The organism is Sorangium sp. So ce375 (genome assembly GCF_051473855.1).
Taxonomy (GTDB): domain Bacteria; phylum Myxococcota_A; class Polyangia; order Polyangiales; family Polyangiaceae; genus Sorangium.
On record NZ_CP150335.1, the window covers coordinates 9,531,173 to 9,544,592 of the forward strand.

Sequence of the window (13,420 nt, forward strand, 5' to 3'; positions counted from 1 at the left end):
CGCTTCACCCCTCGCGCAGGATCCGGCGGTACGTCTCGAGATACGCCGCCGCCGTCGTCGCCGCCGAGAAGCGCTCCTCGGCCGCGCGACGGCAGTCCGCCGGGTCGAGCCCGTCCACCCTCGCCATCGCGTCGGCCATCTCCGCTGCGCCGTCCACGAGGAACCCCGTCCGGCCGTGCTCGACGATCTCCGGCAGCGCGCCGGCGCCGCGCAGCGCGATCACCGGCGTGCCCGAGGCCAGCGCCTCCAGGGCCACGAGCGAGCTGGTCTCCTGCACAAGGCTGGGGACGAGCAGGCAGCGCGCCGCCGCGAGCAGGCGGCGCTTCCGGGCGAGGCCCACCGGGCCGATGAAGCGCCGCACAGGCCCGGGCCCGCGCAGCATCGGCAGCAGGACCTCCCGGAGATAGCGCGTGTGCTCCTCGTACCCGAACGCCTGGCCGGCGATGAGCAGCGGCACGCCGGCGCGGACCGACGCCTCGACCGCGACGTGATAGCCCTTCTCCGGGCAGATCCGGCCCAGCGCGAGCGCGAAGCCGCGCTTGTACCGCCTCGGCCGGTAGTGCTCCAGCCGGACGCCGTTCGTGATCTCCGGCAGGAGCCGCGCCTCCTCGGGACAGGCGCGCCGCTGCGTCGCGGACACGCAGTGGAGGAACGTCCCCGGCCGCTCGAGACAGAACACCGCAGGCGAATAGAAGCTCGGCGGGAGATGGAGGGTCGCGAGCACCGGCACGCCCGGCTCGGGGAGATAGCGTTCGAAATCGACGCCGTGCATGTGGACGAGGTCGATCGGATACCTGTCCAGGGCCTGGGCGATGGCGCTCCGGTGATGCATCCACGCCCGCTCCTTGGCGGCCTCGTCGAGGACGGCAGCCGGCGGAGGCGCCGGCGTGGCGACCAGCGTCCCCGCGCACGCGGAGCCCTCCGGGGCGACCACGACCGACCGGTGGCCGCCGCGCGAGAGCGACTCGTCGAGCATCGAGAGCACCTGCTCGACGCCGCCGACGGCGTCCGGACCCACGGGGGCGAGCGGATAACCGACGAGCAGGACCGTCAGAGGCACAGCTCACGCTCGAGGCCGAGCAGCGTGAGCGTCTTCGCCGCGAGCCGCCGCCAGCGCGCGCCGTCGATCGGGAAGCCGAGGCGCTCGTAATGGAGCGGGCCCTCGTGCGGGGGCCTGCGGAAATCGTAGGCAGGCGCCGGCCGGAAGCGCTCGGCCTCCGCGCCGAACGGGGCGAGCACCTCCCGCTGGCTGGCGAAGCAGGCCAGCATGGCGCGCTTCCGCGACGCCTCTATGTCCGAGAGGCGGAGGGCGATCTCGGGGACGCCGGGGTGCGCGATGAACTCGCCGGTGAGGAGGCGGCCGCGCGCGGCGTGGTACGACGCCGCCTCGAAGATCAGCGGTGCGGTGACGCCGTTCCAGAGGGCGAGCACCGCGGCCGCGTGGACGGCGAGCGCCGCCGCGTCGTGATCCGGGTGGCCGCCCTCGTACGGGTGGGTGAACACCACCTCGGGCCGCGTCCGGGCGAACAGCTCGACGAGCCGGCGGGTGATGCTCGGCGCCTCCTCGATGGCCTCCTGGTCGACCGCGCCGAGGCACCTGAGCCGCCCCGCGGGCAGGTTGCCGACCGCCATCGCGCGAGTCACCTCGTCGCGCCGGAGCGCGGCGTAGCGCTCGCGCCCGATGCCGGCGAGGCCCGCCGGCACGAAGCGCTCGTCGCGGGGCGCCCCGTCGGTCACGTGGACCACCTCGATCGGGCTGAGCCGGCCGATCCTCGCGCCGAGCCCGATGGTCTCGTCGTCCGGATGGGCGAGCACGACGAGACAGCGCGGCGCCCGCCCCGACGAGAGCCACGAGAACGGCGGCCACGCGAGCTCCTGGGCGGAGGGGCCCTGACGACGCAGCACGGCGAGGTTCATCGCAGCGCCTCCACGGCCCCCGCGCGCCGGCTGCGCGGCCCCGGTCGTCCCCCCGGGGTGCCGCGGTGCTCCTCGGGTCTTCTCTTTCGCTTCGGCGTGCTCGCGACGTGGGACATGAGCCACCTGGAGTGCAACCGGTCAGGTCGTCCTGACGCAGGACTCAGCGACCTTCACATTACCAAACGGCGACGCGGCGCGCCAGACGGGCCCGTAAGACGCGGACAGACGAGCGGGCACGTGCCCGAAGCTCGTCTCTTTTGCACATTTTTGCACATTTTACGCATGAATCACGCATATTTTACGCACCTTTTACGCAGATGACGCATGTCTTTACGCGTAGTTACGCATGGTTACGCATGGCGTCGTCTCATCCGTAGCGTCGCGTCATGCGGGCGCAGAACTCGGCGAACTCCTCGATCCGCTGCGGGGGGCTCGTGTGGTGGGGCCGGATGCCGGCGTGCTCCGGGGTGAAGCAGTAGGTCAGGGTCACCTCGAACGGCTCGAGCGCCTTCATCTGCCGGTCGAACCACGCCTCGGCGCCCGGGCGGAAGCTGTCGGCCCAGCTCAGGCCGGTGCGGAGGTGGCGCACCCCGAGCTCCTTCAGCCACGCCACCGCGTCGTCGAGCCGGTGGTCCTCGAAGTGGAACCACTGGCATAGACCGAATTCAGGGGTGTACTCCGGGAAGAGCCGGAGCGCGCGCTTGGGCGTCCCGTCCTCGCGGAGCAGGCCCATGTAGAAATGCCGGTAATACGACGAGCCCTCGGCCTCGCGGTGCCGGGTCGTCGCCGGCCACGCGCGCGGCAGATCATAGAGGCTGTACCAGTGGATCCGCTCGACCTTGCCACGGAGCAGCTCGGCGCTCCGCCTGAGACCGAACTCCTGCACCTCCTCTGCGCCGAACGTCGAGACGCCGATCTCGGTGATCCAGAGCGGCCTGTCGGTCACCGCGCGGATCTCGTCGAGCTTCCTGGGCCACTCGTGGATCTGCCAGTGGTTCCAGTCGAGGGGGAAGCCGTGCACCGCGACCACATCGACGTGCTCGAGCACGCCCTGCCTGTCCATGTTGGCGATGAACCCAGGATCGATCGGCGAGATGCCGCCCAGCACCCGAAGCAGCCAGTGCCGCTCGCTCCGGATCGCGTCCGCGGCGAGCTTCACCATGGAGCCATACGTCGTCCACTCGGGATCGATCTCGAAATCCCAGTGCGACTTGTTGTTGGGCTCGTTCCAGAGCATCACCGCCTCGATCACGCCCGCTCTCCCTTCACCAAAGCTCGCCTCGCCGGGTAGACCGCGCCAGGCGGACGGCCGTCGCCTCTCTCGCGCCGGCGGCACAGGTAGACCTCGGGCTCGGGGTGGTCCACGATGTCGAAGCCGGCGCTCCTCAGCATCGCCTCCGCGCAGGCCCGGTTGGGCACCCACCAGTTTGTCGGGTCGTGCGCATAGCTGTGCTCCACGAAATGGAGCCTGGGATAACCTGCCTCGTCGAAGATCCGCTCCTCGGAGAAGGGGAAATCTCCCTCGAGCGGCGCCACCTCCGCGCTGCCGCGCTGCATGCTCTGGAAGACCAGCGTGTGTCCGACCACGTGCTCGTGGAGCAGATCGAGCGCCAGGAGCGGGTGGCGGAGGTGGTACAGGACGCCCATGAAGAGCACGAGATCGAAGCGCTCTCCGAGGCTGCCGACGTCGTACACGGAGAGGTTGCGGAACTCGATGTCCGCCCCGGAGACCTCCGCGGCGAAGCGCGCCTGCGCCAGGTAGTCCTCGTCGCTGTCGATCCCGAGGACGCGCGCCGCCCCGCGCCGCTTCATCTCGAGCGCATAGAAGCCGGCGTTGCAGCCGATGTCGAGGACGGTCTTGCCCGTGAGATCCGCCGGGACGGCGTGGGCGAAGCCCCGCCATTTGAACGCGGGATAGTCGCCCAGGAAATGATCGGGCGCCGTCTTCACCCCGCCGAGATCGATGTTGTGGAACCACGGCCCGAGCCCGCGCACGCGCTCCTCGATCTGCTCCCGCGTCCACTTCGCCGCTTCCCCGACGCACCTCTCCATGGCGCCTCCCATCACGCGGCGATGCCGCTGAGGAGCTGGATCGCCTCGTGGTAGCCGTGCAGCGTCCCCACGTCGACATAGGCCTCTCCGGCCCGCACGGCGCGCGCGCTGCCGCCGCGCGCGAGGTACTCGTTCACCAGCGTCCCGATGTACGGGTCCTCCCGCCCGCGCTCGCACCAGAGGTCGTGGAGCTCCTGCATCACGGCCCCCGTGAGCCTGAAGGCGCCCCAGACCCACCGCGAGCACGCGTTTCGCTGCTTGACCTGGATCTCGCGCACCCGGCCCTCCTCGTCGGTGACGACCGCGTCGAAGAGCTCCGGGCGCTCGACCGGAAAGAGCAGGAACGAGAGCCCCCCGCCGCCGAGCGAGCAGAGCCCGTGCTCAGGGAACCACACCGTGTCGGGGAGCCCGACGAGGACGTCCTCCTCCGGCCGGATCCAGGGGAGCGACCGGAAGATGGCGTCGCAGAGCCCGGCGGCGGCCGGCTGCACCACATAGCAGATGTGCGCCGGCCCCACGCTCGCGCCGTAGTACTCGACGATATCCGACTTGCCCGGCGAGATCACCATGCACAGCCGGGTCGCGCCGGCGACGATCATCCGATCGATGAGGTATTCGCTGACCGCGCGCGGCCGCTCCACGTCGCCGTCCCTGCGCGTCCCCACCGGGAGCAGCTCCTTCGAGAACGCGAGCGGCTGGATCCTGCTCCCGAGGCCCGCCGCTGGAATCACTCCCCACATCGCCTTCTCCCTTCGTTGCATTCCGTTCCATTCGCCGAGACCGACTCGAGGATGGCCACGAGCTCCGCCGCGCGGCGCGCGGCGCTGTGCTCCGCGAGCACCCGCTCCCGCGCCGCGCGGGCGATGGCCGCGATCTCGCCCGCCGGGAGCGAGAGCGCCGCGACCGCCTCGTCCGTCGTCGTCGCCACGAGGATCTCCTTCCCCGGCATGAAGAACCTGTCGAGCCCCTCCCAGCCGTCGCTCAGGATGGGTGTCCCGCAGGCGGCGGCCTCGAAGAGCCGCCCGGAAGGGCAGTAGCCCATCGCCGCCATCGCCCCCCGGGTCACGTTGAGCGTCAGCGGCGAGGAGCAATAGAACGCCGGGTGATCCGGCGGCGCCACGTGGCGCACGTAATAGACGTTCTGCGCCCACGGGAAGTCCGCCGGATAGAGCGAGCCCCCGATGACGAACCGCCGCTCGGGCAGCCTCCTGGCCGCCTCGAGGAAGAGGCGCGAGAGCGCCTCCTGCCGGTCGGCGGCGTACGTGCCGAGGTACGAGAGATCCCCGCGGAAGCCGTCCCGCGGCGGGACCGGGCGGTACACCGCCGGATCCGCGCTGCCGTAGAGCGGGAACACCCGCCGGGCGCCGAGCTTCGCCTTCAGCTGATCGAGCGCCGCGCCGCCGGTGTAGCTGAGCACGCAGTCGAAATCGACGAGGCCTCGAGGCCCGATGTAGCCGACCGGCTGCCCGGCCTGGATCCGATCCAGCGTCACCGGCGTATCGAGATCGTAGAAGACCTTGAGAGCGCGCGACTCGAGGACGAGGTCGGTCGCGGGGCCGCCGTCGGGACAGTACGACGTCACCATCGCCGCGTCGGCCTCCCGGACGGCGCGCTGGGCCTCGGGGAGGACGTCTTCGAACGAGGTGTAGAGCCGGAGCTCGTTGCCGTGCGAGAGCGAATTCAGATCCCGGTGCGCGGCGTAATAGGGCACATCGCGCTCGAAGAAGGTGACGCGGTGTCCGGCCCGCCCGAGCGCGGAGACGACGCCTCGCCACAGCGTGGCGTGACCATTGCCCCAGGACGAGCTGATCGTCAGACCGAAGATGACGAGCCTCATGGCAGAGCGGACCTCCTCGATGCCTGCGTCTCCGGCGCCGGCGGACTGCCCGCCTCGTCGAGGATCATCGCCTCCACCTCGGGACGGCAGCGGATCCGCGGCAGGAGCGCCCTTGCCTCGGGCCGGAGGCGGCGGAGCGTGTAGACCACCTTGGCGCGGGTGTGCTCGGGCCCGTAGCAGTCGAGGAAACCGGCGCTGTTCAGCGAGAAGAACGAGAGCGCGTCGGCGTCGTTGAGCAACGTGAGCTCGGCGTCGCCCCCGGGCCGCTCGTGCGACGCCACCAGGGCGCCGATCCGGTCGAGGACCTCCGGCGGGAGCCCGACGCCGGCGAGCGCGGCGCGCGTCAGGGCTGCCCCGCGCCGGGCGTGCTCGTCCTTGAAACCCTGGTAGTCCGGGGCGCGGTGCTCGATCCGGACGTCCGCCTCGGAGACGAGCCGCTCCACGTCGTGGAAGAGCGCCGCCGCCTGGACGGCGAAACCGGCGCGCGGCTCGAGGCGGAGCATCCATTGCCAGACGTCGATCGCATGATCGTAATCGGCGCGGACGAGCGGCCTGTCGAGATCGTGGAGCTCCCGATGGCGCCCGAGGACCCGGGCGAAGACGGCGGTCGCGGAGGCGAAATTCCTCCTGCGGATGAAGCGCTGGCACCGGGTGAGGACCTCGTAGGCCGCGCGCGCGGCGCCCGCTCGATCGAGCGCCTCGATCCGGAGGTCGAAGGGGCCGCGGGCGTCGAGCGCGTGCAGGCGGGTGTCGAGCGCCCACAGGTCGAGCGCCGAGGAGCGCCACGCGCGCGCGTCGACGGCGACCTGGAGCGCATCCCGGGACGGGCGCGGCGCGCGGCTCTCCACCTCCACGTCGGGGAACTCCCTCAAGAGCGCCGCCCTGTCGGACGGGGAGAGGAGCGGTGTCCCGCAGACGGATGGCACATCGCTGGTCGATGGGGAGCCGTCAGTGAGGATCAGGCGCTTGAGCATGAGCGTGCGCTCTTCCGTCAGGCACGGGCGTAGAGCTCGACACAGCTTCCGCGAGAGGCTGCCGCGGACGAACCGGGCTCGCTGGCGGTGAACCTATCGCCATGACCCTCACCGCACCATCGCGGAAATTCCGTAGAGCAACGTCGGGAAAGAAATGAGCGCGAGACGTGGGATCGCCGTAGCCGCGCCGGCGGCGTCGATCCCGCCCGTCAGAAGGCCGTCCATGGGCTGGCCGGGCCTCTGCACCGCCTCGCGGCGGCTTCGCGCGGACGATCCCAGCGTTGTTTCCCCGGGGCGGTCGCCGCCGGCGTGGTACCCCGGAATCGCCTTTCTTTCCAGCGTGGCACCTGGTTTGCTTGGGGCGTTCGCCCGCTCGGTCGGGCAAGGAGGCTTTGGACTATGCGCAAGCTGTGGGCAGCTACGGTGATGGCGGCGGCAGCGCTGACGACAGCGCCACGACCCGTCGAGGCGTGCGGCGGGTTCTTTTGCGGCCAACAGCCGGTGGACCAGACCGCGGAGCGGATCCTGTTCGCGACGAACCAGGACGGCTCGGTCACGATGGTGACGCAGATCCAGTATGCGGGCGCGGCGCCGGACTTCGCCTGGGTGGTTCCGCTCGCCGAGGTGCCGGCGGTGGAGAGCCTCGCTGTGTTCCCGCAGCTCGCGCTCACCGCCCTCGATACGGCGACCGGCCCGCAGTTCCAGTGGCCCGACGACCCGGGCTGCTCCCCCCCCATCTTCGCCCCCACGGCGGGCGGGGCCACCGGAGGCGGCGTCGACGACGGCGACGTCACGGTGCACATCCGGGAAGAGGTGGGGCCGTACGACGTGGCCGTGATCGAGTCGACAGATCCCACGGCGCTCATCGCGTGGCTTCGCGACAACAACTTCCGCGTCAACGACGCGATGGCGCCGTACATCCGCACCTATACGAGCGAGGGGATGAAGTTCCTCGCGCTGCGGCTCCAGCCGGACGCCGAGGTCAGCGACATCCAGCCGTTCCGCTTCACGCTTCCGTCGGGGTCGCCGTCGATTCCGATCCGGCTGACGGCGGTCGCGGCCGAGCCGGAGATGGGCATCACCGTGATGATCCTCGGCGACCGGCGCTATGGGCCGGCCAACTGGCCGGACGTCGAGATCGACGACGACCAGATCGTGTGGAGACCGGACGACTGGCCGGTGCAGACGAACTGGACGGCGCTCGTCGCGCGCGGCGTCGACGAGGCCGGCGGTCGCGGCTTCGTCACGGAGATGAGCGGACCGACGACCACCATCGCCGAGCAGGTCCGCAATGTGATGAGCTCGGACGAGCAGCAGATGGCCGCGCGCGACGCGCTGCTGCCGCTCCTGGAGGGCAACGCGACCATCACCCGGCTCTATACCCGCCTCTCGCCCGAGGAGATGACCGTCGATCCGATCTTCCGGCGCACCGACGGTCCCGCGGTATCGAACGTCCGCGTGCTCCCGCGCTACGTCGAGGGCCGCGATCTGTGCGGGGGCGCTCCGAGCGCCGGGTCTGCCGCCGCGTCGGCGTGCGATTTTGCGGCGTGCGGCGCAGGTGGTCTGTGCCGCGTCGTCGAGGGCGCAGGCGGCGCCGAGCCCGTGGCCGGCTGCGCGTGCGTGCCCGGCACGACCGCGCGCACCACGTTCGATCCGTCGGGTCGGCCGACGGTGACCTGCCAGGATCTGCGCATGTCGTTCCTCAACCCGGGTGACCGGGCGCTCCCCGACGCGCCGCCGCTCGCGGATCCTTGTGCGACGTTCGATTGCGGATCCAACGGCGAGTGCGTGCCCATGAACATGACGCCGACGTGCCGCTGTTCGACCGGTTATGTGGCGGTAGGCGCCATCGCCGGCGACGGCAGCCGGCAGACGACCTGCGTGCTCCCCGACGAGCCCGTCCCCGCGTCCTTCTACGACCGGCGCGTCCCGAGCCTGCCCGACTCGCTGCCGGGCGGCCGACCGGTCGACGTGCCGCCGCCCGTCGTCACGGCCGCCACTGGAGGCTGCAACGCCGGCGGCCATGCTGGCAGCGCCGCCGGCCTCGGCGGCGCGCTGCTCGGGTTGCTGTTCGGCGTGCGCCGCCGCCGGCGCTCCTAGGATTTCGCTCGATGGCCTGCTCGACCTCCGCCGCCGGTCTCGTCGTGCTGCTCGCGCTCGCTCCCGGATGCGGCGGCGGGGGCGAGCCGCCGGCGCAGGGCATTGCCGAGCTCGGCACCGGCGAGTGGCAGTTCGAGCCGCTGGCCGACGGCCAGGAGGTCGAGCTCGCCCACGGCGCGCAGGGAGGCTGGCACCTGTGGACAAGCGTCCGGACGCTCGGTCTCGAGCCCGAGGGCGTCCAGCTCGAGGTCACGACGACCGTGGTCGGCGACCCATCGTCCGCGACGACCAGCCGGGGGAGGATCGAGCTGACGGAGCTCGAGGACGGCCGGTGCGAGTTCATCGGATGGCCGGCCGTGCTCGGCGAGCCCGCTTGTGCCATCGGCCACGCGCTCCAGCTCAGGGGCGTGGTCACGGACGCGCGAGGCACGGTTGCGGCCGCCGAGCGGCTGGTGCTCCCTCGATGGGCCAGCGACGAAGCGTGTGCTGGACGGCCGTAGGGCCCGCAGTCTGTGGGGTGAGCGCGCTCCCTTCGAAGCGCGATTCGTGAGCGGCGGTCCGCCCGTCTGGACCTCCTAAGTCATTGAATAAACAGCGCTTTCATGTGACAATCGCCGAGCGGAGGAAAAAAATCTCGCCGGCGTGTCGATCCGGCCCCGGCTCGTTCGTCGCCGCTTCAGAAGAACGGTCGTCGAGGGTCGCAGGCGACGCCTGTGCCGAAAGGGGTTACGCACATGTCGAGGCTTCGGGTAAACGCATTTTCAATCTCTATCGACGGTCATGGCGCCGGTCCCGACCAAGATCTGGCCAATCCGATGGGCGTCGGGGGGATGGCGCTGCACCAGTGGGTCTTGGGCACGAAGACGTTCCAGAAGATATCCGCCGACTTCGCTGGCTCGCTGATCGGCGACAAGGTCGGCCGAGAAGGCGTCGACGACGACTTCGCCGCGCGCGGCTTCGAGAACCTGGGCGCCTGGATCATGGGCCGCAACATGTTCGGGCCGGTGCGGGGCCCCTGGACCGACGATGAGTGGAAGGGATGGTGGGGCAAGAACCCGCCCTACCACGTGCCCGTCTTCGTGCTCACGCACCATGCTCGTGAGCCCATCACGATGGAGGGCGGAACGACGTTCCACTTCGTGACCGAAGGCATCCATGCCGCGCTGAAACGCGCGAAGGAGGCGGCCCTGGGCAAGGATATCCGGCTCGGCGGCGGCGTCGCCACCGTTCGCCAGTACCTCGCCGCGGGGCTGATCGACGAGCTCCACCTCGTGATCTCCCCTGTGCTCCTCGGCCGGGGCGAGCACCTCCTCGCCGGGATCGACACGGTGAGCCTCGGCTACAAATGCACGGAGCACGCCTCCTCGGACCTCGCCACCCATGTTGTCCTGACGAAGTAGCCTTACACCAGGGAGGAGAGCGCCGTGAAAGTCATGGTGTTCGTCAAGGCCACGAAGGAGTCCGAGGCGGGGGTGATGCCGGACGAGAAGGTCATCGCCGAGATGGGCAAGTTCAAGGAGGAGCTCGTCCAGGCCGGTGTCATGCTCGCCGGAGAGGGGCTACACCCGAGCAGCAAAGGCAAGCGCCTGCACATCTCGGACGGCAAGAAGACGCTCATCGACGGTCCCTTCGCCGAGACCAAGGAGCTCGTCGGCGGATACTGGATCTGGCAGGTGAGGTCGCTGGACGAGGCGGTCGAGTGGGTCAGGCGCTGCGCCGACTACATGCCCAGCGGGGAATGGGTGCTCGAGGTTCGACCGATCTTCGAGGCGGACGACTTCGGCAAGGAGTTCACGCCGGAGCTGCGCGCGCAGGATCGACGCCTGCGGGCCGAGATCGAGCGGCAGCAAAAATTCTGAAGGAGCGGCGGGCAGATCGATCGACGGATGGTTAGAAGGCGTGCGATCTATCGTTGTCGACTGCGACGGCGTCCAGACAGAAGCAGACTTCTGGTCCGCGTATATCAGGGCGGCAGAGCCGGAAGGTGCGGGGTACTTTGGTCGGAACCTCGACGCCTTCTGTGACGGCCTGAACGGCGGCCCTGGGTGGCCGGGTGAGCGAGCACGGCCGATCCGGTCAGGGGTTGGCTCGCTTCGGCCCCTGGAAGCACACCACCCTGTCGGTCGCCACGCCTTCGCCGTCCCTCGGGTGGGCGCAGGCGACGAGCTCGTCGTGCCCGCACCCGCTCACCTGGAACACGTCGAGGTTGTCGAGCGACTTCCTCGTCTCCGCGTCCTTCTCGGTGCGGTCCGCGTTCCACTTGGCGAGCCGTGCCGGGTCGTCCTTCACCTCGGCCGGCGGGGCCTCCTGCGTCCCGGCGCCGAGCACGACCGTGCTCCACTTGACGTCGGTACGCTCGCGCACCTCGACCCTCTCCTCCGGGCAACTGTACCTCTCCGCGAAATCTTCGCGGGCGCCTGTCTTGAGCCGCTTGCAGCCGGTGCTGGAGAGCACGACAAAGACAACCAAGAGGCAGTTCGAGAGCACCGCTCGCATCGTCGAATACTACACGAGCCAGTCTGCCGGCGGCAACGGCTGGCAGGCCGGTCATCCCTTGCTCAGCGGCCGCGCGATCTGGACGATCTTCTCCCGCGCGAACCTGCACGCCTCGTCGTCGTCCGTGGCGGCGGGCCAGAGCAGCTCCATGTACCCGGGCTCGATCTCGAACGGCAGGGGCTTGGTCCGAAGGTGCGGCCTGACGGCGCGGATGTCGGCGGCGACGATCTCGGGCACGGTCGCCAGCATCGCGGTGCCGTCGATCAGCGCGCCCAGGTTGGAGAAGGTCGCGACGGAGCACCGGATCCTCCGCGTCTTGCCGAACAGATCCTCCACGAAGCCGCGCAGGTCCCCGTTGTACGAGACGATGACGTGATCGTGCGCGAAGTACTGGGCCTCCGTCAGCTTGCGAAGGCGCGCGTGGCGCGGGTCGTACAGGCAGGTGTAGCCGGTCTTCAAGAGCCGCTGCCGGCAGACGTTCGAAGGGAGATCGTCGGCGACCGTGATCGCCGCGTCGACGCCGCCCGCGAGCGCCGCGCCCACGGTGCGGAACTGCACGGGCACGGCGACGACGCGCATGCGCGGCGCCTCGCGCTCGAGCACGCGCAGGAGCGGCGGGAGCAGCCACGCCTCGGCCGTGTCGGAGAGCCCGAGGCGCAGGGTGCGCTCGCACGTCGTCGGGTCGAAGGCCGCGGGCGCCAGCGCGGCCTCGATCAGGGCGCCGAGGTGCGGCCTCAGCGACGCGCGCAGCCGTTCGCCGCGGCCCGTCAGCGCGAGCCCGCGCCCGCTCCGCACGAAGAGCGGCGCGCCGATCGTCGTGGTCAGGCGCCGGAGCGCGGCGCTGACCGCCGGCTGCGTCAGGTACAGCCGGCTCGCCGCCTCCGTGACGCTGCCCGCGTCGGCGACGACGGCGAAGACGCGGAGCAGGTTGAGGTCGAGGTTCCTTCCATAAACATCAGGCATGTCGAGAATAGATACTATTCATTGGAGCAATGAAACGCGAGTGCCTAGGGTGACGGCATGACGACGACGAACACCACCAAGCTAGGCAAGACTGGCCCCTCCGTCTCCCCCCTCGCCCTCGGCTGCATGAGCATGGGCGGGGGCAGCATGTACGGCGCGAGCGACGAGGCGGAGGGCATCGCGACCATCCACGCGGCGCTCGATCGGGGCGTGAGCCTGCTCGACACAGGCGACTTCTACGGCATGGGCAAGAACGAGATGCTCGTCGGCCGGGCGATCAAGGACCGGCGCGACAAGGCCGTGCTCAGCGTGAAGTACGGGGCCCTGCGCGCGCCCGACGGCGCCTTCCTCGGCTTCGACACCCGTCCGATGGCGACAAAGAGCTTCCTCGCCCATAGCCTGTCGCGCCTCGGCGTCGACTACATCGACGTCTACCGGCCCTCGCGCCTGGACCCGGCGGTCCCGATCGAGGACACGATCGGCGCCATCGCCGACATGGTGAAGGCGGGCTATGTCCGCCACATCGCCCTCTCCGAGGTGGGCGCGGAGACGATCCGCCGCGCCGCGAAGGTTCACCCGATCGTGGACCTCCAGATCGAGTATTCGGTCGTGACCCGCGGCCCCGAGGCGACGATCTTCCCCGCGCTCGCCGAGCTCGGCGTCGCGGTCACCGCGTACGGCGTGCTCTCGCGCGGCCTGCTGGCCGGGAGCAAGCCGGCCGGCGCGGGCGACATGCGGGCCCACATGCCGCGCTTCTCGGGCGAGAACGCCCGGAAGAACCAGGCTCTCGTCGACGCCCTCGTCCGCCTCGCGGAGAGGCGCGGCGTCACCCCCGTGCAGCTCGCGATCGCCTGGGTCCGCGCCAAGGGCGCCGCGCAGGGTGTCACGGTGATCCCGACGATGGGCGCGCGCACGCGGAAGCAGCTCGCGGATGCCCTCGCCGGCCTCGAGATCGCGCTGGCGCCCTCCGAGGTCGCCGAGATCGAGGCCGCCGTCCCCGCGGAGGAGGTCGCCGGAACCCGCTACCCCGCGCCCATGATGGCGATGCTCGACAGCGAGAAGTGACCGGGCGGCCCCGGCT

Annotated in this window: 14 protein-coding genes and 1 pseudogene; 6 read left to right on the forward strand and 9 right to left on the reverse strand. The window is 70.5% G+C overall.

All coding sequences use genetic code 11. From position 1 onward, the window contains the following. Window positions 1-4: 4 nt before the first annotated feature. The 7 genes from WME90_RS35580 to WME90_RS35610 all read right to left on the reverse strand — a co-directional run bounded on the left by WME90_RS35580 (window position 5) and on the right by WME90_RS35610 (window position 6,780). The gene (locus tag WME90_RS35580; RefSeq protein ID WP_437276508.1) at window positions 5-1,060 is read right to left on the reverse strand and encodes a glycosyltransferase family 4 protein; all 1,056 of its coding nucleotides are present in this window, start codon (window positions 1,058-1,060) and stop codon (window positions 5-7) included. Next, entirely contained in the window at window positions 1,051-1,917 is an 867-nt protein-coding gene (locus tag WME90_RS35585) for a PIG-L deacetylase family protein (RefSeq protein ID WP_437276509.1), read from the reverse strand. Before WME90_RS35585 ends, WME90_RS35580 begins: the two co-directional genes overlap by 10 nt. A 367-nt stretch (window positions 1,918-2,284) precedes the next feature. Then, window positions 2,285-3,169: a beta-xylosidase gene (locus WME90_RS35590; protein WP_437276510.1), complete on the reverse strand. Its 885-nt coding sequence runs from the start codon at window positions 3,167-3,169 to the stop codon at window positions 2,285-2,287. Beyond that, window positions 3,166-3,969: a TIGR04290 family methyltransferase gene (locus WME90_RS35595; protein ID WP_437276511.1), complete on the reverse strand. Its 804-nt coding sequence runs from the start codon at window positions 3,967-3,969 to the stop codon at window positions 3,166-3,168. The genes WME90_RS35590 and WME90_RS35595 overlap by 4 nt, the downstream gene beginning before the upstream one ends. 11 nt (window positions 3,970-3,980) lie before the next feature. After that, window positions 3,981-4,709, reverse strand: coding sequence for a sugar phosphate nucleotidyltransferase (locus WME90_RS35600; RefSeq protein ID WP_437276512.1), 729 nt, complete (start codon window positions 4,707-4,709; stop codon window positions 3,981-3,983). Continuing rightward, window positions 4,697-5,806, reverse strand: a complete 1,110-nt coding sequence (locus WME90_RS35605; RefSeq protein ID WP_437276513.1) for a CgeB family protein — start codon at window positions 5,804-5,806, stop codon at window positions 4,697-4,699. Before WME90_RS35605 ends, WME90_RS35600 begins: the two co-directional genes overlap by 13 nt. Further along, window positions 5,803-6,780, reverse strand: coding sequence for a DUF4202 family protein (locus tag WME90_RS35610; RefSeq protein WP_437276514.1), 978 nt, complete (start codon window positions 6,778-6,780; stop codon window positions 5,803-5,805). Before WME90_RS35610 ends, WME90_RS35605 begins: the two co-directional genes overlap by 4 nt. A gap of 399 nt (window positions 6,781-7,179) precedes the next feature. Between WME90_RS35610 and WME90_RS35615 the strand changes: the two genes are divergently transcribed. The 5 genes and pseudogenes from WME90_RS35615 to WME90_RS35635 all read left to right on the forward strand — a co-directional run. Beyond that, on the forward strand, window positions 7,180-8,880 hold the full coding sequence (locus tag WME90_RS35615; protein ID WP_437276515.1) for a DUF2330 domain-containing protein: 1,701 nt from the start codon (window positions 7,180-7,182) through the stop codon (window positions 8,878-8,880). An 11-nt stretch (window positions 8,881-8,891) separates the two neighbouring features. Beyond that, a complete protein-coding gene (locus WME90_RS35620) occupies window positions 8,892-9,380 on the forward strand; it encodes a hypothetical protein (protein WP_437276516.1) in 489 nt (162 codons plus the stop codon). Window positions 9,381-9,614: 234 nt separating this feature from the next. Beyond that, window positions 9,615-10,280, forward strand: coding sequence for a dihydrofolate reductase family protein (locus WME90_RS35625; protein WP_437276517.1), 666 nt, complete (start codon window positions 9,615-9,617; stop codon window positions 10,278-10,280). 24 nt (window positions 10,281-10,304) lie between these two features. After that, window positions 10,305-10,739 carry a YciI family protein gene (locus WME90_RS35630; RefSeq protein WP_437276518.1) on the forward strand — a complete coding sequence of 145 codons (435 nt, stop codon included), beginning with the start codon at window positions 10,305-10,307 and terminating at the stop codon, window positions 10,737-10,739. A gap of 40 nt (window positions 10,740-10,779) precedes the next feature. After that, window positions 10,780-10,917 (forward strand): annotated as a pseudogene (locus tag WME90_RS35635) (barstar family protein); the annotation flags it as partial. A 39-nt stretch (window positions 10,918-10,956) separates the two neighbouring features. On the opposite strand, the gene WME90_RS35640 reads toward WME90_RS35635, so the two are convergent. Both WME90_RS35640 and WME90_RS35645 read right to left on the reverse strand, forming a co-directional pair. After that, window positions 10,957-11,376: a hypothetical protein gene (locus WME90_RS35640; protein WP_437276519.1), complete on the reverse strand. Its 420-nt coding sequence runs from the start codon at window positions 11,374-11,376 to the stop codon at window positions 10,957-10,959. A 51-nt stretch (window positions 11,377-11,427) separates the two neighbouring features. Next, the gene (locus WME90_RS35645; protein WP_437276520.1) at window positions 11,428-12,339 is read right to left on the reverse strand and encodes a LysR family transcriptional regulator; all 912 of its coding nucleotides are present in this window, start codon (window positions 12,337-12,339) and stop codon (window positions 11,428-11,430) included. 57 nt (window positions 12,340-12,396) lie between these two features. Between WME90_RS35645 and WME90_RS35650 the strand changes: the two genes are divergently transcribed. Then, window positions 12,397-13,404, forward strand: a complete 1,008-nt coding sequence (locus WME90_RS35650) for an aldo/keto reductase (RefSeq protein ID WP_437276521.1) — start codon at window positions 12,397-12,399, stop codon at window positions 13,402-13,404. Window positions 13,405-13,420 lie beyond the last annotated feature (16 nt).